The 18,973-nt window shown below is 64.3% G+C and carries 21 protein-coding genes and 1 tRNA gene; 9 read left to right on the top strand and 13 right to left on the bottom strand.

Annotated features, from left to right (window positions below; all coding sequences use genetic code 11):
* Window positions 1-1,209, top strand: a complete 1,209-nt coding sequence (locus VJ897_RS05750; protein ID WP_324054096.1) for a dihydrolipoamide acetyltransferase family protein — start codon at window positions 1-3, stop codon at window positions 1,207-1,209.
* Window positions 1,206-1,451, top strand: coding sequence for an acyl carrier protein (locus VJ897_RS05745; RefSeq protein WP_324054094.1), 246 nt, complete (start codon window positions 1,206-1,208; stop codon window positions 1,449-1,451). Before VJ897_RS05750 ends, VJ897_RS05745 begins: the two co-directional genes overlap by 4 nt.
* Window positions 1,452-1,635: 184 nt before the next feature.
* Here the strand turns inward: VJ897_RS05745 and VJ897_RS05740 are convergent.
* Both VJ897_RS05740 and VJ897_RS05735 read right to left on the bottom strand, forming a co-directional pair.
* A tRNA-Ala gene (locus VJ897_RS05740) sits at window positions 1,636-1,711 on the bottom strand.
* Window positions 1,712-1,809: 98 nt separating this feature from the next.
* A complete protein-coding gene (locus tag VJ897_RS05735) occupies window positions 1,810-2,142 on the bottom strand; it encodes a TIGR02300 family protein (RefSeq protein WP_324054092.1) in 333 nt (110 codons plus the stop codon).
* A 109-nt stretch (window positions 2,143-2,251) separates the two neighbouring features.
* On the opposite strand from VJ897_RS05735, the gene VJ897_RS05730 reads away from it, so the two are divergent.
* Both VJ897_RS05730 and VJ897_RS05725 read left to right on the top strand, forming a co-directional pair.
* Window positions 2,252-2,941 (top strand): M48 family metallopeptidase, encoded by a 690-nt coding sequence (locus VJ897_RS05730; protein WP_324054090.1) that lies wholly within the window; start codon window positions 2,252-2,254, stop codon window positions 2,939-2,941.
* A 56-nt stretch (window positions 2,942-2,997) separates the two neighbouring features.
* Window positions 2,998-3,648, top strand: coding sequence for a GntR family transcriptional regulator (locus VJ897_RS05725; protein WP_324054089.1), 651 nt, complete (start codon window positions 2,998-3,000; stop codon window positions 3,646-3,648).
* On the opposite strand, the gene VJ897_RS05720 is transcribed toward VJ897_RS05725, so the two are convergent.
* From VJ897_RS05720 to mdh, 11 genes are all read right to left on the bottom strand, one after another.
* Window positions 3,649-4,500: a tellurite resistance TerB family protein gene (locus VJ897_RS05720; RefSeq protein WP_324054087.1), complete on the bottom strand. Its 852-nt coding sequence runs from the start codon at window positions 4,498-4,500 to the stop codon at window positions 3,649-3,651.
* 150 nt (window positions 4,501-4,650) lie between these two features.
* Window positions 4,651-6,039, bottom strand: coding sequence for a dihydrolipoyl dehydrogenase (gene lpdA, locus VJ897_RS05715; RefSeq protein ID WP_324054085.1), 1,389 nt, complete (start codon window positions 6,037-6,039; stop codon window positions 4,651-4,653).
* 40 nt (window positions 6,040-6,079) lie between these two features.
* Complete coding sequence (locus tag VJ897_RS05710; protein ID WP_324054084.1) at window positions 6,080-6,469, bottom strand: MAPEG family protein; 390 nt, start codon at window positions 6,467-6,469, stop codon at window positions 6,080-6,082.
* A complete protein-coding gene (locus VJ897_RS05705; RefSeq protein WP_324054082.1) occupies window positions 6,466-6,780 on the bottom strand; it encodes a GIY-YIG nuclease family protein in 315 nt (104 codons plus the stop codon). The genes VJ897_RS05710 and VJ897_RS05705 overlap by 4 nt, the downstream gene beginning before the upstream one ends.
* A 73-nt stretch (window positions 6,781-6,853) precedes the next feature.
* Window positions 6,854-7,243 carry a hypothetical protein gene (locus VJ897_RS05700; RefSeq protein ID WP_324054080.1) on the bottom strand — a complete coding sequence of 130 codons (390 nt, stop codon included), beginning with the start codon at window positions 7,241-7,243 and terminating at the stop codon, window positions 6,854-6,856.
* A 131-nt stretch (window positions 7,244-7,374) separates the two neighbouring features.
* Window positions 7,375-8,910 carry a 2-oxoglutarate dehydrogenase complex dihydrolipoyllysine-residue succinyltransferase gene (gene odhB / locus VJ897_RS05695; RefSeq protein WP_324054078.1) on the bottom strand — a complete coding sequence of 512 codons (1,536 nt, stop codon included), beginning with the start codon at window positions 8,908-8,910 and terminating at the stop codon, window positions 7,375-7,377.
* 4 nt (window positions 8,911-8,914) lie between these two features.
* Window positions 8,915-11,878 carry a 2-oxoglutarate dehydrogenase E1 component gene (locus VJ897_RS05690; protein ID WP_324054076.1) on the bottom strand — a complete coding sequence of 988 codons (2,964 nt, stop codon included), beginning with the start codon at window positions 11,876-11,878 and terminating at the stop codon, window positions 8,915-8,917.
* A 7-nt stretch (window positions 11,879-11,885) separates the two neighbouring features.
* Window positions 11,886-12,062: a hypothetical protein gene (locus tag VJ897_RS05685; RefSeq protein WP_324054074.1), complete on the bottom strand. Its 177-nt coding sequence runs from the start codon at window positions 12,060-12,062 to the stop codon at window positions 11,886-11,888.
* Window positions 12,063-12,079: 17 nt separating this feature from the next.
* Entirely contained in the window at window positions 12,080-12,967 is an 888-nt protein-coding gene (gene sucD / locus VJ897_RS05680; RefSeq protein ID WP_324054072.1) for a succinate--CoA ligase subunit alpha, read from the bottom strand.
* A gap of 5 nt (window positions 12,968-12,972) precedes the next feature.
* Complete coding sequence (gene sucC, locus VJ897_RS05675) at window positions 12,973-14,166, bottom strand: ADP-forming succinate--CoA ligase subunit beta (protein ID WP_324054070.1); 1,194 nt, start codon at window positions 14,164-14,166, stop codon at window positions 12,973-12,975.
* A gap of 276 nt (window positions 14,167-14,442) precedes the next feature.
* Window positions 14,443-15,405 carry a malate dehydrogenase gene (gene mdh, locus VJ897_RS05670; protein ID WP_324054068.1) on the bottom strand — a complete coding sequence of 321 codons (963 nt, stop codon included), beginning with the start codon at window positions 15,403-15,405 and terminating at the stop codon, window positions 14,443-14,445.
* Between the two features lie 202 nt (window positions 15,406-15,607).
* On the opposite strand from mdh, the gene VJ897_RS05665 reads away from it, so the two are divergent.
* The 5 genes from VJ897_RS05665 to VJ897_RS05645 form a co-directional block, all read left to right on the top strand.
* Window positions 15,608-16,363 carry a sulfite exporter TauE/SafE family protein gene (locus VJ897_RS05665; protein ID WP_324054067.1) on the top strand — a complete coding sequence of 252 codons (756 nt, stop codon included), beginning with the start codon at window positions 15,608-15,610 and terminating at the stop codon, window positions 16,361-16,363.
* Between the two features lie 100 nt (window positions 16,364-16,463).
* On the top strand, window positions 16,464-17,312 hold the full coding sequence (locus VJ897_RS05660; RefSeq protein WP_324054065.1) for an HpcH/HpaI aldolase/citrate lyase family protein: 849 nt from the start codon (window positions 16,464-16,466) through the stop codon (window positions 17,310-17,312).
* Entirely contained in the window at window positions 17,309-17,854 is a 546-nt protein-coding gene (locus VJ897_RS05655) for an NnrU family protein (RefSeq protein ID WP_324054063.1), read from the top strand. The genes VJ897_RS05660 and VJ897_RS05655 overlap by 4 nt, the downstream gene beginning before the upstream one ends.
* Window positions 17,855-17,858: 4 nt before the next feature.
* Complete coding sequence (locus tag VJ897_RS05650; protein ID WP_324054061.1) at window positions 17,859-18,062, top strand: DUF1737 domain-containing protein; 204 nt, start codon at window positions 17,859-17,861, stop codon at window positions 18,060-18,062.
* Window positions 18,059-18,973 (top strand): MaoC family dehydratase (locus VJ897_RS05645; protein ID WP_324054060.1); only part of this gene is annotated, 915 nt, incomplete at its 3' end. The genes VJ897_RS05650 and VJ897_RS05645, both read left to right, overlap by 4 nt.

Here is an 18,973-nt window from a genome sequence, read left to right as displayed (position 1 = left end):
ATGGGCGTTTTCGTCATGCCCTCGCTCGGCGCGGACATGGAGGCGGGCAAGCTGGTCGAATGGCTGGTGAAACCGGGCGACACCGTTCATCGGGGCGACGTCGTGGCCGTGGTCGAAACCCAGAAAGGCGCGATCGAGATCGAGGTTTTCGAAGAGGGTACCGTGACCGAGTTGCTGGCCGAACTGGGCCGGGAGCTGCCTGTCGGCACGCCGCTCGCCATCGTGCTCGCCGATGGCGAGGCGGCGTCAGAGGCGCGACCTGCCGCGGCACCCGGACCCGCGCACGCAGCACCGGAACCGCTCACAAAGCCCGAGCTTCCCCAGGTCCGGGAACCGCGGCAGGCGATCGAACCACCAAAGGCCCCCGCTGCCCCGATGCGTCGCGCTCCTGGCGCGCTGCGCGCCTCGCCCGCCGCGCGTCAACTGGCCGAGAAACTCGGCGTCGACGTCGCGTCCCTGACGGGCAGCGGGCCGGGTGGCGCCATCCTGCTCGCCGATGTGGAACACGCAGCCCCGGGCCAGTCCGAGGCAAAGGCCTCTCCCATGGAGGAAATGCGCAAAGCCATCGCGGCCGCCATGACGCGGGCCAAGCGGACGATCCCGCATTTCTACATTTCCGAGACCATCGACGTCGACCCAGCGATCAGCTTCCTCGAGAAGGTGAACGCGGATCGCCCCCCGGCCGAGCGTATCCTCCTCGGCGCCCTTTTCGTTCGCGCTGCGACGCGGGCAGCGATCAAGAGTCCGGTGATGAACGGCCATTACCTCGATGAACGCGGCTTCGTTCCGTCCGAAGGGGTGAACCCGGGCGTCGCCATCGCGCTTCGCGGTGGTGGTCTGGTCGCACCCGCGTTGATGAACGCCGGCGCGATGACACTCGAGGAGACGATGGCCGGTATGCGAGACCTCGTCGCCCGCGCCCGCGCCGGACGGCTCCGGGCGTCGGAGATGACACAGGGAACCATCACGGTGTCAAGTCTGGGTGAGTCGGGGGCCGAGGCGATGACAGGCGTGATCTTCCCGCCTCAGGTTGCCTTGATTGGCCTGGGCGCACCCCACCTCCGCCCATGGGTGGTCGCTGGGGAGATCATCCCACGCCACGTCGTCACGGTGACTGTCTCGGCAGACCACCGCGTCAGCGACGGACGTCAGGTGGCCCGCTTCATCGCCGCATTCGAAAACGCCATCCAGACACCGGAGGAACAATGACCAGCACCGATTACAAAAGTATCTTTCTGGAGGAACTGGTCCGCGTCGCACCGGATATCGAGGCAGCGGATATCGGCGACGACGACCATATTCAGGACGATCTGGATCTCGACTCGATGGACGTGCTCAACCTTGTGACCGCGCTGCACGAACGGCTCGGGATCGACATCCCGGAAAGAGATTATCCCGAGATATCGACCGTGAACCGCGCGGAAGCCTACTTGTCCCGCCGCGGATCATGAAGCTTTTGTAGGGTCTTGACCCGATTCAAGGCGGTGTTCCGAGCGGGGGCTCTTGATCGACCAGACCATTAGGCGTGACGAGAGGGTGGCGCGGTAACGCATGCAAAATGGAGGTGCCGTCCCGGGCGAGGTCGCGAGCGACCGCCCAACCTGTTCAGAACGCGGACAAATACCTTGGAGGATTTGGTGGAGCCTAGGGGGATCGAACCCCTGACCTCTTGCATGCCATGCAAGCGCTCTCCCAGCTGAGCTAAGGCCCCGTTATTGTTGCCGGCTTGCGGCAACGAAGTGGTCTCTAAGGGTGGGCGCGGGCGAGATCAAGCGAAAATTCCCGCCGGCGCCAGATTCCTTGGTGACCTCAGGTCTCCTCGTCCGGTGCGGCCACGTCGGTAAGATCATCGAGCGAGACGTCGTCATCGTCGTCGTCGTCTTCCAGCACGTCGTCGCCCAAGCTGCCGTTCGACTCTTCCTCGCTATCGTCGAGGACGATTTCCTCGTCGTTCGAGGACTTTTCCTCGGCCTTCTTCGACTGGGCGTCAGCTGCATCGGCGACCATGGTGCGGGTCTTGCCGGTCTCGACCTGGACCACCTCGCCCGTGTAGGGGCTTACGATCGGGTTGGCATTAAGGTCGTAGAACCGTTTGCCGGTGGTCGGGCAAACCCGCTTGGTTCCCCATTCTTCCTTGGGCATCGTTGCTTCCTCTGTGCGATATGGCAGCACTTGGCGTGATCGTCGCCACCTGCCATAAGCGGATAGGCGTGTCAAAGGCTAACACGCAGGCAATTCGTAAAGGGTGCCTATGGGCCGTCTTGTCGTTGAAGGCAACCCCCCGGTCGAGGTCATTGTCCGGCGCAACGCGCGGGCACGTCGGCTGACGCTGCGCGTATCGCGGCTGGACGGGCGCGCCACCCTGACCCTGCCCGTGCGGGTGCGCGAGCGCGAGGCGCGGGCCTTTCTGCATGACAGGGCAGGCTGGCTGCGGGCGCAACTGGCCACTGTCATCCCGGAACAGTACCCTGCCTTCGGGCAGGTGATGCCCTTTCGCGGTCGATCCCTGACCGTTGTTCAGGGCAGCGGGCGCGGCGTTCGGCTGGTGGACGATCGTCTGCTTGTCCCGCCGGGGTCCGACAGGCTGGGTCCACGCCTGATGGGGTTTCTCAAGGCCCGCGCCCGGGATGCGCTGGTCGAGGCCTGCGATCGTCACGCGGGCGCGCTGGGCCAGACCTACGGCCGGATCACGCTACGCGATACGCGCTCCCGCTGGGGGTCGTGCTCGTCCCGCGGGGACCTGATGTTCTCGTGGCGGCTGATCATGGCCCCGGCCGAGGTTCTGGACTATGTCGCCGCTCACGAGGTGGCGCACCTGGCCCACATGGACCATTCCCCGGCCTTCTGGGCCGAGGTGGCGCGCCTTTTCCCCGGTCACGCCGGCCCGCGCCGATGGCTGCGGGATGAAGGCGCCGCGCTGCATCGCATCCGCTTTGATTGAACATATGAACGGGCGGTCGAGATTGACGGCGTCCCGATTTGTGATCACAAAGAACCATGCTCATTCATTCCAAGGCCACCGAACCCACCGGCGCCGCCCATGACCGGGTCTACCGAAGTCTGCGGTTGCGCATCCTGCACGGCGAGATGCACCCCGGACAGCACCTGACCCTTCGCGGCATCGGCAAGGATTTCGGTGTCTCGATGACACCCGCGCGCGAGGCGGTGCGCCGCCTGGTGGCGGAGGGCGCGCTTTCTCTGTCCTCGTCGGGGCGGGTCTTCACCCCCGAGTTGTCGAACGAACGGATCGAGGAACTGGCCGCGCTGCGCGCCCTGCTGGAGCCGGAACTGGCCAGCCGGGCCCTGCCGCGCGCCCACCTGGCGCTGATCGAGCGGCTGGAAGAGATCAACCACCGTGTCCGACAGATGATCGCCCGGCACGATGCGAGCGGCTACATCCGCCTGAACCTGGAATTCCATCGCACGCTCTACCTGCGGTCCCAGGCCCCGGCGATGCTGGCCATCACGGAAACCGTCTGGCTGCAACTGGGGCCGACAATGTCCAAGCTCTACGGACAGCTGCGCCGGACAGAACCGCCGCATAATCACAAGCTGATCCTCGCGGCCCTCAAGGCCGGGGACGAACCCGGTCTGCGCTTGGCCGTGCGCAGCGACGCAACGCAGGGGTTGCGGATGCTGAAGGTCTGATCAGGCGGTCTCGGCGCCCGGTTTCATGGTCGCCGCGATCCGTGCCAGGGCGTCGCGGAAGTCGGCCCCGCCGATGTGCAGCCTGTGTGCGATATGGCTGACCTGCCGGTATTCGCTTGGATGGATCTGGCCATCGGCCACGGCCACATGCAGCGCCGATTCCAGGACGATCCGGCATTCGTCCTCGGTCAGGCCCTCGCCCAGGGCGTCGATATCGCCAATGTGGGACTGCACCTGGCCGATCATGTCGCGCACCCGACCGAGATCGTAGTCACGCCCGGTCAACCTGCCCAGGATGCCGGCGATATGGCTGACCTCGCGGTCGTCCACATCGCCGTCCGAGATCGCCACATGGGTCATCGCCGCCAGCGCGTTGATTGCCAGGGTGTCCGAGATCCTGCGCCTGCGGCCGCGCTTGAGCCGCTTGTGGATCAACAAGGTCAAAACGAGGAAGAGCAACGCCCCGGTCAGGACAATCGGTCCGGCGTGGCCGAATACAAGCGCCTGCGGTGTCAGTTGTGGCGTGACCGGTAGATCGGTGGGCAGGGCCCCGACCGCCTGGCCCTGTGCGACATCCTCGGCCGACAAAGAGCGATATGCGGTCCCGACGCAGTCCGCGTCCGACAAGGCATAGGACTTGATGGTGGTATGGACCGGGATGAAGGCAATCGTCATGGTCTCGACAAGGTGACACAGGGCATAGGTGCCACCCGATCCGGTGGGAATTTCCGTACCGGACAGCAGGATGAGGTCTTTCCCCCACATCCCGACGCCCCGGTCGGCCTGGGCTGGAAACGCGACCGAGAGGGTCAGAAGAAGGGCGAGGGCGAGACGGGCAACAACCTGGCGCATCGGGTCAATCCTGCTGTGGCAATGATCAGCATCCAAGCTGGCCGTGCATTGGGGCAGGTTTTTGGCCACGTCGCGGCGATTTGCGGCCCGGAATCTAAAAGGACCCCGGCATGATGCGGGGTCCTGTCCTGCACTCGTCAGGGCGTTGGATCAACTGTGAATCGGGCCGTCGCCACAGGCCAGGGCCGCCTCGCGCACCGCTTCGGAATAGGTCGGGTGGGCGTGGCTGGTCCGCGCCAGATCCTCGGCCGCGGCGCCGAATTCCATGGCCACGCAGACCTCGTGGATCAGGTCGCCCGCAGCAGGGCCGATGATATGGCAGCCCAGGATGCGGTCGGTTTCCTTGTCGGCAAGGATCTTGACGAACCCGTCACCGGCGAAATTCGCCTTGGCCCGGCCATTGCCCATGAAGGAGAACTTGCCGACCTTGTAGGCGCGGCCCGCCTCCTTGAGTTGTTCCTCGGTCTGGCCGACATTGGCCACCTCGGGGTGGGTGTAGATCACGCCCGGCACCAGGTTGTAGTCCACGTGCCCCGCCTGGCCGGCCAGGGTCTCGGCAAGGGCCATGCCGTCGTCCTCGGCCTTGTGTGCCAGCATCGGCCCGGCGATGGCGTCGCCGATGGCATAGATGCCCGGCACGTTCGTGGCGAAATGCGCGTCTGTCTTGACCTGGCCACGGTCTGTCAGTTCGACGCCCACAGACTCCAGCCCCAGCCCGTCGGTGTAAGGCTTGCGGCCCGTGGCCACCAGCACGGTATCCGCGTCCACGGTATGCTCGCTGTCGTCCTTGCGCATCTTGTAGGTCACCTTGGCCTTGGTCTTGAGCGTCTCGACCCCCTGTACGGCCGCCCCCATGACGAAGGTCAGTCCCTGCTTTTTCAGAAGTTTCTGGAAACTCTTCTGCACCTCGGCATCCATGCCGGGAGTGATGGCGTCAAGGTATTCGATCACCGTCACCTCGGCGCCAAGGCGCTGGTAGACGCTGCCCAGTTCCAGGCCGATGACACCAGCCCCGATCACCACGAGCTTTTTCGGCGGCTTCTTGAGGCTCAGCGCCCCGGTCGAGGAGACGACGGTTTCCTCGTCGATCTCGACGCCGGGCAGGGTGGCCACGTCGGACCCGCTGGCGATGATGATGTGCTTGGCATCAAAGGTGTCGTCGCCGACCTTGACCTTGCCGGCCCCGGGGATCGACCCCCAGCCCTTGAGCCAGTCGATCTTGTTCTTCTTGAACAGGTATTCGATGCCTTGGGTGTTCTGGCCGATGGTTTTTTCCTTGTAGGCCATCATCTGTTTCCAGTCGACCGAGGGGCTTTTGCCCTTCAGGCCCATCTCGGTGAAGTTGTGCTCGGCCTCGTGCAGCATGTGCGTGGCGTGCAGCAGCGCCTTGGACGGGATGCAACCCACGTTCAGGCAGGTGCCGCCCAGTGTCTCGCGCCCTTCGACCACGGCCGTTTTCAGGCCCAGCTGCGCACAGCGGATCGCGCAGACATAGCCGCCGGGGCCGGAGCCGATGATGATGACGTCATAGGATGCCATGGGGGGTGTTCCTTCGTTATTGGTGCGGGTCGCGCCGCGATCAGATCAAAGCTGCCAGAAGCAGGGCCATGGTTGCAAGAAAACCCAAGGCCCAGATCAGGCTGCGCCACGGGGTCCAGCCCAGCAGGTAGGCGGGCACGTAAAGGACGCGCGCCGCCAGGTAGACCCAGGCGGATGCGGCGGTGAAACCGCCGGATTTGTCGGCGAGGGTTATCACCAGAACGGCAGGCGTAAAGAGGGCAAGACTCTCAAAATGGTTATTCAGCGCCCGCTGCGCCCGGCCCGCCGTGCCGGTCAGCTGACGCGGTTCGTCGCGGGGCGAGGCGGCGTAATCGGTGCCGACCTGTTTCTGTGCGAGGCCCGAGTAGAGCGTGAACTGCACGGCCTGCAGCAGAACGGCGAGGGTGAGGGTGAGGAGTTCGGGGGTCATTGGGGTGTCTCTTGTGTCATCGTCGGACTTGCTCCGACGATCTCTGGCCACAAATCACGCCAAGCGGCATTGGACGACTCGATCAGGTCCACTTTCCACGCTCGATTCCAACGCTTGAGGGATTTTTCACGCTGAATGGCCGCTGCCGGTGCGGCGTGCTGCTCGAACCAGACAAGGCGTTCGAGGTTGTAACGATCCGTAAAGCCCTCGATCGCGTGTGTCCGATGTTCGTGGACACGGCGGATCAGATCATCCGTGACGCCGATGTATAGTGTTCCATTGGGTTTGTTCGTCATCATATACACGAACATGAGGAAAGCCTGAATGCATGAGACCCTCGGGTCGAGCCCGAGGGTGACGGGGCAAGGAAGGCGCGTTCTGAAGTCATTGGGCGGGTACCTGCGATGCACCTACGATCAGAATGCTCAACGCAACTATGAACGCTGACAACGAAACGGCACCCAAGATCGAATTGAGCGTGACGATATGATAGTTCCAGAACTCTGAAAATTTGGATCCGGGCGTTGTTGCCGTGAACGCATAAGAAACCAGCAGACCGAGCATCATCGTCGAAATAGCGACCAAGAACCAGAACATTGCCCATTTGATGCTTTGCAACGGTATTGTCACCATTGTTTGTGCAGAGGCGTTTCCCAAGAACGTGAGCAAAGCTAGTATTCCTCCACCATTGAGAAGCAGAATGGAACGAAGAAAAGCCAAGCCAAGGCTGGTAGCCCGCTCCTGTCGGGAGATTTCCAGACCTTCATCATTCATTGCGAAATGACACCCCTCATAGTGTGTAGCCGCACGGTCAGCGCCCAACTCTCGTCTCGGCCGGGCGCTTTGCGCCCACCCGGCGGCCGGGCGCTGCCCTGTGATCGGCGCGGTGTCATCGGCAAGCCTTCTTACAAATCCATCAACAGCCGCCGCGGGTCTTCCAGGGCCTCTTTCACGCGCACGAGGAAGGTCACGGCGCCCTTGCCGTCGACGATGCGGTGGTCGTAGGACAGCGCCAGGTACATCATCGGGCGGATCTCCACCTGGCCCTTCACGGCCATGGGCCGCTCCTGGATCTTGTGCATGCCGAGGATGCCCGACTGCGGCGGGTTCAGGATGGGCGAGGACATGAGCGAGCCGTAGACCCCGCCGTTGGAGATGGTGAAGGACCCGCCCTGCATGTCGGCCATGCCCAGCTTGCCGTCGCGGGCCTTGGTGCCCAGCTCGGCGATTTCCTGTTCGATGGCGGCAAAGCTTTTCAGGTGCGCGTCGCGCAGCACCGGCACGACCAGCCCGTTGGGCGTGCCCACGGCGACGCCCATGTGCACGTAATCCTTGTAGACCACGTGATCGCCGTCGATCTCGGCGTTGACGTCTGGCACCTCGCGCAGGGCGTGGCAGCAGGCCTTCACGAAGAACGACATGAAGCCCAGCTTGACGCCGTGTTTCTTGAGGAACAGGTCCTTGTATTCGTTGCGCAGGTCCATGACGGGGCCCATGTCGGCCTCGTTGTAGGTGGTCAGCATCGCGGCGGTATTCTGCGCCTCTTTCAGGCGGCGCGCGATGGTCTGGCGCAGGCGCGTCATCTTGACCCGCTCCTCGCGGCTGGCGTCGTCGGCGGGCACCGGGGCGCGGGCCGGGGCCTTGGCGGCGGGCGCCTCTTGCGCCTTGGGCTCGGACAGGGCCTTGAGCACGTCCTCTTTCATGACCCGGCCATCCTTGCCGGTGCCCTTGACGTCGGACAGGTCGTTCTCGGCCATCAGTTTCTTGGCACTGGGGGCGTTCTCGACATCCTTGCCGCTGCTGCTGGCCGACCCGGTGGACGCGGGGGCCGCCTCTTTCGGTGTGCTTTCGGCCGGGGCGGCTCCGTCCTCGGTGGACATCACGGCCAGCTTGCCGCCCGCCTCGACGGTGCTGCCTTCCTCGGCCAGCACTTCGGTCAGGACACCGGCGGCCGGGGCGGGCACCTCGACCGAGACCTTGTCGGTCTCAAGCTCGCAGAGCATCTCGTCGGCGGCGAAGGCCTCGCCCGGTTTCTTGAACCAGGTCGAGACGGTCGCCTCGGACACGCTCTCGCCAAGGGTGGGCACCATGACGTCCATCTCGCCCCCGCTCGGGGTGGGCTGGTCGGACTTCTCGTCCTTGGCCTCGGCCCTTTCGCCGTTCTTCTTCTGGCTGCGTTCGGTGGTTTCCTCGGGGCCGGCATTGTCAGCCGCCGAGATGTTGGCGAGCAGGGCATCGACGCCAACGGTCTCGCCCTCGCCCGCGACAATCTCGGACAGGGTGCCGGCGGCCGGGGCGGGCACCTCGACCGTCACCTTGTCGGTTTCCAGTTCGCAGAGCATCTCGTCTGCGGCGACACTGTCGCCGGGCTTCTTGAACCAAGTGGCCACCGTGGCTTCGGTGACGCTTTCGCCCAGGGTGGGGACACGGACTTCGGTCATTGGATCATTTCCCTTCGATGGTCAGCGCGTCGTTCACGAGCGCCTCTTGTTCGGACTTGTGGCGCGAGGCGAGGCCCGTGGCGGGCGACGCGGCGGCGGGGCGGCCCGCGTAGATCGGGCGCGTGTGCTTGGCCTTGATGCGGGTCAGGACCCACTCGATGTTGGGTTCGATGAAGAACCAGGCGCCCTGGTTCTTGGGCTCCTCCTGGCACCAGGCCATCTCGGCGTTGGGAAAACGCTGAAGCTCCTTTACGGCGGACTGGGCCGGGAAAGGGTAGAACTGTTCGAACCGCATCAGGTAGACGTCGTCGATACCGCGCCTGTCACGTTCCTCCAACAGGTCGTAGTAGACCTTTCCCGAACACATGACGACGCGCCTGATCTTCTCATCCTCGGCCAGCCTGGTGTCGGACAACCCGTATTGGGCATCATCCCACAGAACGCGGTGGAAGCTGCTGCCTTCCTGGAATTCCTTGGCCGTGCTGACCGCCAACTTGTGGCGCAACAGGGATTTCGGGGTCATCAGGATCAGCGGCTTGCGGTAGGTGCGGTGCAACTGCCGGCGCAGGATGTGGAAGTAGTTGGCCGGCGTGGTGCAATTGGCCACGATCCAGTTGTCGCCACCGCACATCTGCAGGAACCGTTCCAGCCGGGCCGAGCTGTGCTCGGGGCCCTGGCCCTCCCAGCCATGCGGCAGCAGGCAGACCAGGCCCGACATGCGCAGCCACTTGCTTTCACCCGAACTGATGAACTGGTCGAACATGATCTGCGCGCCGTTGGCGAAATCGCCGAACTGCGCTTCCCAAAGGGTCAGGGCGTTGGGTTCCGCCAGCGAATAGCCGTATTCGAAGCCCAGGACCGCGTATTCCGACAGCATCGAGTCGATGGCCTCGAAGCGCGCCTGTCCCTCGCGGATATGGTTGAGCGGGTAATAGCGTTCCTCGGTTTCCTGGTTGACGATACCGGAATGGCGCTGGCTGAAGGTGCCGCGGGTGCTGTCCTGCCCGGACAGCCGGACCGGGTAGCCTTCGGTCATCAGGCTGCCGAACGCCAGGGCCTCGGCGGTGGCCCAGTCGAAGCCCTCGCCGGTTTCGAACATCTTCTGCTTGGTCTCCAGCAGGCGGCCAACCGTCTTGTGGATCGGAAAGCCCTCGGGGACCGTCGTGAGGGCGCGACCGATATCATCGAATGTCTTCTTCTTGATGGCCGTCTCGCCGCGCTGGTAATTCTCGTCCTTGCGGTCCATGTGGGACCACTTGCCATCGAGCCAGTCGGCCTTGTTCGGGCGGTATTCCCTCCCCGCCTCGAACTCGTCATTGAGGTAGCTCTGGAACTTGGTCTTCTGCTCGTCGATCTCGCCCTCGGGGATAAGCCCGTCCTTGACCAGCCGCTCGGTGTACAAGGTCAGCGAGGTCTTCTGCTGCTTGATCTTCTTATACATGATCGGGTTGGTGAACATCGGCTCGTCGCCCTCGTTATGACCGAAGCGGCGGTAGCAGATGATGTCGATGACAACGTCCTTGTGGAATTTCTGGCGGAACTCGGTGGCGACCTTGGCCGCGTGGACAACGGCCTCGGGGTCATCTCCGTTGACGTGGAAGATCGGCGCCTCGACCATCAGTGCGATGTCCGTGGGATAGGGCGAGGACCGCGAGAAATGCGGTGCGGTGGTAAAGCCGATCTGGTTGTTGACGACCAGGTGCATGGTGCCGCCCGTCCGATGGCCGCGCAAACCTGACAGGCCAAACCCCTCGGCCACGACGCCCTGTCCCGCGAAGGCCGCGTCGCCATGCAACAGGATGCCCATGACGGCCGTCCGGTCGGTGTCGTTCAACTGGTCCTGCTTGGCGCGGACCTTGCCCAGGACGACCGGGTTCACCGCTTCCAGGTGCGAGGGGTTGGCGGTCAGCGACAGATGCACCGAATTGCCGTCGAATTCGCGGTCGCTCGAGGCGCCGAGATGATATTTCACGTCGCCCGAGCCGTCCACGTCCTCGGGCTTGAAGCTGCCGCCCTGGAATTCGTGGAAAATGGCGCGGTAGGGCTTGGCCATGACGTTGGCCAGGATGTTCAGGCGGCCGCGGTGCGGCATGCCGATGACGATATCCTTGAGGCCAAGGTTGCCGCCGCGCTTGATGATCTGCTCCATCGCCGGGATCAGGCTTTCGGCCCCGTCGAGGCCGAACCGCTTGGTGCCCATGTACTTGACATGCAGGAACTTCTCGAAGCCCTCGGCCTCAACCATCTTGTTGAGGATCGCCTTGCGGCCGTTCTGGGTGAAGGCGATTTCCTTGCCCAGCCCCTCGATCCGTTCCTTCAGCCAGCCGGATTCCTCGGGGTTGGAGATGTGCATGTATTGCAGCGCGAAGGTGCCGCAATAGGTGCGCTGAACGATGGCCAGAATGTCGCGCATCGAGGCCACTTCGAGCCCCAGCACGTTGTCGATAAAGATCGGCCGGTCCATGTCCTTGTCCTCGAACCCGTAGGACCTGGGATCGAGTTCGGGGTGTGGGGTCTGGTCGCGCATGCCCAGCGGGTCAAGGTCGGCCACGAGATGACCGCGGATGCGGTAGGCGCGGATCAGCATCAGCGCACGGATGCTGTCCAGGACCGCGTGACGGACCTGTTCCTGGGACAGGCCGACACCCTGTTCCTCGGCCTTTGCCTTGATCTTCTCCGCCGCGGCCTTGGCCTCCTTGGGGTCGGCGGGCCACTGGCCATCCAGCGCCGCGGTCAGCTCGTCGTTGGGCTGGGGTGGCCAGTCAGGGCGCGCCCAGCTCGGCCCGGCGGCCTCGGCACGTGCCTCGGCGGGGGCATCGCCGAGCGCCTTGAAGAAGTCGCGCCAGCTCTCGTCGACGGCGCCCGGGTTCGAGGCATACTTGGCGTAGAGCTGTTCGATGTATTCCGCATTGTGCCCCTGCATGAAACTGGAGGCATGGAAAACGTCGTTGGGGGATTGGTCGGTCATGGCGCGACTACCTTTCGATGCAGCAGGGGTTGGCGCCCCCCGTATGCGCAACGGGCCCGGGCACATCGGCCCGGGCCTGCGCGGCCAGAACGATAAGGCCCAGACACAGGCACAACACGAAGAAGAGGGCCGAGGCGAGGGCCTCCTTGCGCGTCCGTGCCTGGTGCTTGTCCGGGTCCATCATGATGTGGTCTTTCGGGCTCAGCCCTTCTCGATGGCTGCCATCACGGCTTCGCCCAGTGTGGCGGGGCTGTCGGCGACAACGATCCCGGCGGACTTCATCGCCTCGATCTTGCTTTCCGCGTCGCCCTTGCCGCCGGCCACGATGGCCCCGGCATGGCCCATGCGGCGGCCCGGTGGGGCGGTGCGGCCCGCGATGAAGCCCGCGACGGGCTTCCACCGGCCCTTTTTCTTCTGTTCGGCCAGAAACTCCGCCGCCTCTTCCTCGGCCGAGCCGCCGATCTCGCCGATCATGATCATCGACTGGGTCTCGTCGTCCTCAAGGAACATGTCCAGCACGTCGATGTGTTCGGTTCCCTTGATGGGGTCGCCGCCAATCCCCACGGCGGTGGACTGTCCCAACCCCATGTCCGAGGTCTGCTTGACCGCCTCGTAAGTCAAGGTGCCCGAACGCGAGACCACGCCGACCGAACCGCGCTTGTGGATATGGCCCGGCATGATGCCGATCTTGCAGGCGTCGGGCGTGATGACACCCGGGCAGTTGGGCCCGACAAGGCGCGAGCTGGAGCCTTCCAGCGCGCGCTGGACCTTCATCATGTCCAGCACCGGGATTCCTTCGGTGATGCAGACGATCAGCTCCATCTCGGCGTCGATGGCTTCAAGGATCGAGTCCGCGGCGAAGGGTGGCGGCACGTAGATGACAGAGGCGTTGGCCTCGGTTGTCGCCTTGGCTTCGTGAACCGAGTTGAACACCGGCAGGTCCAGATGCGTCGTGCCGCCCTTGCCCGGCGTCACGCCCCCGACCATCTTGGTCCCGTAGGCAACGGCCTGTTCAGTGTGGAACGTGCCCTGCGACCCGGTCAGGCCCTGGCAGATCACTTTGGTATTTTCGTCAACGAGGATTGCCATCGGGGTTAGCCTTTCACTGCCTTAACAATTTTCTGCGCGCCGTCCTTGAGGTCGTCGGCGGCGATCACGTCCAGGCCGGAGGAATTGATGATCTCCTTGCCCTGTTCGACGTTCGTGCCTTCAAGACGCACCACCAGCGGCACCTTCAGCCCGACGTCCTTGACCGCGGCCACCACGCCCTCGGCGATGACGTCGCAGCGCATGATGCCCCCGAAGATGTTGACAAGGATGCCCTTCACGTTCTCATCCGAGGTGATGATCTTGAACGCCTCGGTCACCTTTTCCTTGGTGGCGCCGCCGCCCACGTCGAGGAAGTTGGCCGGTTCCGCGCCGTAGAGCTTGATGATGTCCATGGTCGCCATGGCCAGGCCGGCGCCGTTGACCATGCAGCCGATCTCGCCGTCCAGCGCGATGTAGTTGAGGTCGTACTTGGAGGCTTCCAGTTCTTTGGAATCCTCTTCGGTGGTGTCGCGCAGCTCGCCGATGTCCGCATGGCGGTAGATGGCGTTGCCGTCGAAACCCATCTTGGCGTCAAGGCATTTCAGGTCGCCCTTGTCGGTCACGATCAGCGGGTTGATTTCCAGCTGTTCCATGTCCTTCTCGACGAACATCTTGTAAAGCGTTCCCATCAGGGCCACGCATTGCTTGACCTGTGGGCCCTTCAGGCCGAGTTCGAAGGCGATCCGGCGTCCGTGGAAGGCCTGGTAGCCCGTGGCCGGATCCACTGAGAAGGACAGGATCTTCTCGGGGCTCGTCTCTGCGACCTCCTCGATGTCCATCCCGCCCTCGGTCGAGGCCACGAAGGACACGCGGCTTGTGGTGCGGTCGACCAGCAGCGCGAGGTAGAGCTCGGTTTCGATGCCAGAGCCGTCTTCGATGTAGATGCGGTTGACCTGCTTTCCCGCCGGGCCGGTCTGCTTGGTCACCAGGGTGCGGCCGAGCATCTTCTTGGCTTCGTCTGCGGCTTCCTCCACCGACTTGGCCAGGCGCACGCCACCCGCGTCGCCGGCGCTGTCTTCCTTGAAGGACCCCTTGCCGCGGCCGCCCGCGTGGATCTGTGCCTTGACCACCCAGAGCGGTCCGTCCAGTTCCCCCGCCTTGGTCTTGGCCTCTTCCGCTTTCAGGACAACACGCCCGTCACTGACAGGCGCACCGTAGGAGCGCAGCAGAGCCTTTGCCTGGTATTCGTGGATATTCATGGTTGTCCCTCGATCAGATGGATTTACCTGCGATCAAACATGCGACACCCGGTGGTCAAAAGAACATTTTCCCAGATTGCCGGGAAAAAGCGACATTTGTGATCACACCTCATTTGCTGTGATCACAAAATTCGGTATACTACGGTATCCCGAGCCCGTGCCCAAACGAACCGGCCGAGAATCACCGCCCCGGGGGGCAGGCGGAGCCGTGTGGTGGCCAGGCAGCAAAAAGGGGCGCCCGAAGGAACGCCCCTTTCGCAATCTGTCCGGATGGGCTCAGGCCAGGCTCTCGTCGATGCCCTTGCAGGCGCTGACAAGGTCTTTCACCGCGTCGACCGAGTGGTTGAACATGGCCTGTTCTTCCTTGTTCATCTTGATCTCGACAACGCGCTCGATTCCGCCCGCGCCGATCACGGTGGGCACGCCCACGTAGAAGCCGTTGAGCCCGTAGGCGTTGTCCACGTAGGCCGCGCAGGGAAGCAGGCGCTTCTGGTCCTTGAGGTAGGCCTCGGCCATCTCGATGCCGGCGGTGGCGGGTGCATAGAACGCCGAGCCGGTCTTGAGCAGGCCGACGATCTCGGCGCCGCCGTCGCGGGTGCGCTGGACGATGGCGTCCAGCTTGTCCTGGGTGGTCCAGCCCATCGCGACCAGGTCGGGCAGGGGAATGCCGGCGACGGTGGAATAGCGCGTCAGGGGCACCATGGTGTCGCCGTGGCCGCCCAGCACGAAAGCCGTCACGTCCTTCATCGAAACCTTGAATTCCTCGGCGAGGAAGTGGCGGAAGCGGGCGCTGTCCAGTACCCCGGCCATGCCGCAGACCTTTTCATGGGGCAGGCCCGAGAATTCGCGCAGCGCCCAGACCATGGCGTCCAGCGGGTTGGTGATGCAGATGACAAAGGCCTCGGGGGCGTGCTTGCCGATGCCCTCGCCAACGGCCTTCATGACCTTGAGGTTGATGCCCAGCAGGTCGTCCCGGCTCATCCCCGGCTTGCGGGGCACACCGGCTGTGACGATACAAACATCGGCGCCTGCGATATCGGCGTAATCCTGCGTGCCTTTCAGATTCGCATCGAACCCTTCCGAAGGGCCGGATTCCGCGATGTCGAGGGCCTTGCCCTCGGGTGTGCCCTCGGCGATGTCGAACAGCACGACGTCGCCGAGTTCCTTGATCGCGGCGAGATGGGCAAGCGTGCCGCCGATCTGACCGGCGCCGATAAGGGCGATTTTGGGTCTGGCCATGATGAATGGATCCTCTGTCCGTTCTGTTTGTGGTCGGCGCTTGGGTAGTCCTTTGCAAAGCGCCGCGCAAGCCTGACCGGGCAGGGTGTTGTAACCGTGGGATTGTTTGCGCTAATGCTCGCGCGCGTCACCGAAGCCGCGTTCAGCTTCCGCGGTACCGGGGTGCAGGTGATTCCCGATACGGCCGGAGGGCATAGACAAGATGGACGGGCCCCTGTTCTGGTCGCTGGCGCTGCTGGCCTCCGTCTGTGTCGGAATGGGCAAGGGTGGCCTGCCGGCGGTGGCGATGCTCTCGGTACCGCTGTTGTCTTTGGTCATCAATCCCGTGACGGCGGCGGGGCTCTTGTTGCCCGTCTACATCGTCTCGGACATCTTCGGCGTCTGGGCCTATCGCCATGTTTTCGACCGGCGCGTGCTGACAATCGGCATGGCCGGGCTGACCATCGGAACCGGCATCGGCTGGGTTACGGCCGGGGTCGTGCCGGAATGGGTGGTGCGCCTGATCATCGGCGGGATTGGCACCAGCTTCGCCGCGAGCCTGCTGCTGAGCCGAGGGCGTGACGCGGCGGCCCGGCCCGCCAACAAGGCGTCTGGCCTGTTCTGGACCTCGGTGTCCGGGTTCACCAGTTTCGTAAGTCACTCCGGCGGCCCGCCCTGGCAGGTCTGGGTGTTGCCGCTGCGCCTGTCCAAGCTGACCTTTGCCGGCACGACGACAATCGCCTTTGCCTATGCCAATGCGCTCAAGCTGGTGCCCTACGCGGCCCTTGGTCAACTGGGACTCGAGAGCCTCCGCGTCGCGGCGGTACTGGTCCTGCCGGCGGTGCTGGCGGTGTTCGTCGGGTTGAAGCTGGTGAAGATCCTTCCCGAGGCGCTGTTCTTCCGGTTCGTGACCTGGGCGCTTCTGGGGGTTTCGACCAAGCTGATCTGGGACGGCCTGACCGGGGGGCTGGCGGGGTAGGGCGCGCGCAAGGCGTTGCTGCATTGCCGCATTTTTCGACTTGCATGATCACAATGAATGTGGCCCTTTCTGCGCAAGATTGTTACCTGGAGGCCATGCAATGACGCGACCGTGCCGCTCGGCCCTGTATATTCCCGGCTCGAAGGCCCGAGCGCTGGACAAGGCCCGGGGGCTGGCCGCCGACGTGATCCTCTTCGACCTGGAGGATGCCGTCGCCCCGGATGAAAAACCCGGCGCGCGCGCCACCCTGGCCGAGGAACTGGGCAAGGGCGGCTACGGGCCGCGGATGCGGATCGTGCGGATCAATGCGCTGGACACCCATTGGGGCGCCGAGGATGCTTGCGCAGTGGCCCGGATGGACTGCGACGCGGTGCTGCTGCCCAAGGTGACGGGTCCGGGGGATATCGACGCCATCGCCGCGCTGGTCCCGGACAAGCCCATCTGGGCCATGATGGAAAGCCCGGCGGGCATCCTCAATGCCGCAGCCATCGCCGCCCACCCGGCGCTGGGGGGATTCGTGATCGGCACCAATGACCTGGCCAAGGATCTCGGCACGCGGACCACGCCGGACCGCGCCGCGCTTTGGACCGCGCTGCAGACCTGTGTGCTGGCCGCCCGTGCCCATGGCGTGGTGGTGCTTGACGGCGTCTATAATGCGTTCAAGGACGCCGAGGGGCTTCGCGCGGAATGCCAACAGGGCCGCGATTTCGGCATGGACGGCAAGACGCTGATTCACCCCGCCCAGCTGGAAATCGCGAATGCCGTCTTCGCCCCCTCCGAGGCCGAGCTCGAGACAGCCCGCCGCCGGATCGCCGCCTATGACGCGGCGATCGCGGAGGGGCAGGCCGTTGCCGTCGTGGACGGCCAGATCGTCGAGAACTTGCATGTCGAGACCGCCCGGGCGACCTTGGCCAAGGCAGAGGCAATCGCGGAACTGGAATCGGCATGACACTACTTATTCTCGGCATCCTTCTTTGGGTCGGTGCCCATCTTTTCAAGCGCGTGGCGCCAGATGCCCGCGCCAGCATGGGCGACAAGGGCAAGGGGCTGGTTGCGCTGGTGCTCCTGGTCAGCCTGGTGCTGATGGTGATCGGCTATCGCGGCGCGGCCTTCGTCAACGTCTGGTATCCGCCCAGCTTCATGGTGCACATCAACAACCTGTTGATGTTGATCGCCTTCTTCGTCTTCGGGCTGTCCGCGACCACCGGAAGCCTGCGCGGCAAGCTGCGTCACCCTCAGCTGCTGGCGGTCAAGATATGGGCGGTGGCGCACCTTCTGGTGAATGGCGACCTGGCTTCGATCGTCCTGTTCGGGTCGATGCTGGTCTGGGCCGGGGCCGAGGTGGCGGTGATCAACCGCGCCGAAAGCTGGGAGCGGCCGACGCCGGGCGACCCCAAGCGCAATGTCCTTCTGGTGGTCATCACGGTCGTGGCCTTCGCCGTCACGGCTGCCATCCACGCCTGGCTGGGCGTCTGGCCCTTCCCGCGGTGAGACAGTGAAACTTTATCGCTTCCTGACCGCGGATGACACCCCGGCCTTCTGCCACAAGGTCTCCGAGGCGCTTTCCAAGGGCTGGGACCTTTACGGCGATCCGCAATACACCTTCGACGAGGCCAATGGCGTGCTGCGCTGTGGTCAGGCCGTGACCAAGGAAATCGACGGGGCGTATCACCCCGCCATGAAGCTGGGGCAGCAATGACGACCAAGACCAACCAGGGCCGCTTCTTCGAGGATTACGCCTTGGGGCAGGTGATCGACCACGCCGTGCCGCGCACCGTCGGGGCGGGCGAACGGGCGGTGTATCACGCGCTCTATCCCGCGCGGCATGCCATCTCGTCCTCGGACGAGTTCGCCCGCGGCTGTGGACTGCCCGAAAGCCCGCTGGACGACCTGGCCGCCTTCCACGTGGTTTTCGGAAAGACCGTTCCGGACATCTCTCTCAATGCTGTCGCCAACCTTGGCTATGCCGAGGGCCGCTGGTTGCGGCCCGTGTACGCGGGGGACACGCTGCGGTCTTCGTCGGAGGTCATCGGGCTCAAACAGAATTCCAACGGCAAGACCGGCGTGGTCTGGGTGCGCACCACCGGCACCAACCAGCGCGGCGAGGCAGTTCTGGACTACGTGCGCTGGGTCATGGTGCGCAAGCGCGATGCGCGGGCGCCAGCGCCCGAGACCAACGTACCGGAGTTGAAGAAGGCTTTGTCGGTCGACGACCTTGCGATCCCCGGGGGGCTGGACTTCTCGCGATACGATTTCACGCTGTCCGGCGAACCGCATCGCTGGGGCGACTATCAATCGGGTGAGGTGATCGACCACGTCGACGGCGTCACCGTCGAGGAGGCCGAGCACATGCTGGCCACGCGGCTGTGGCAGAACACGTCCAAGGTGCATTTCGACACCACGGTCAGGCCGGACGGCAAGCTTCTGATCTATGGCGGGCACATCATCTCGATGGCGCGCGCGCTCAGCTTCAACGGCCTCGCCAACGCGCAGATGATCGTGGGCCTGAACGGCGGCGCGCATGCCAATCCCGCCTATGCCGGCCAGACCGTGCGAGCGTGGTCCGAGGTGCTGGACAAGGTCGAGACGGTCGCGCCGGGCGTCGGCGCG

It is taken from the genome of Salibaculum sp. (assembly GCF_035270045.1).
Taxonomy (GTDB): Bacteria; Pseudomonadota; Alphaproteobacteria; order Rhodobacterales; family Rhodobacteraceae; genus Salibaculum.
The sequence above is the reverse complement of the archived record's forward strand: the minus strand, read 5'-3'. Positions and strand labels throughout refer to the sequence as shown.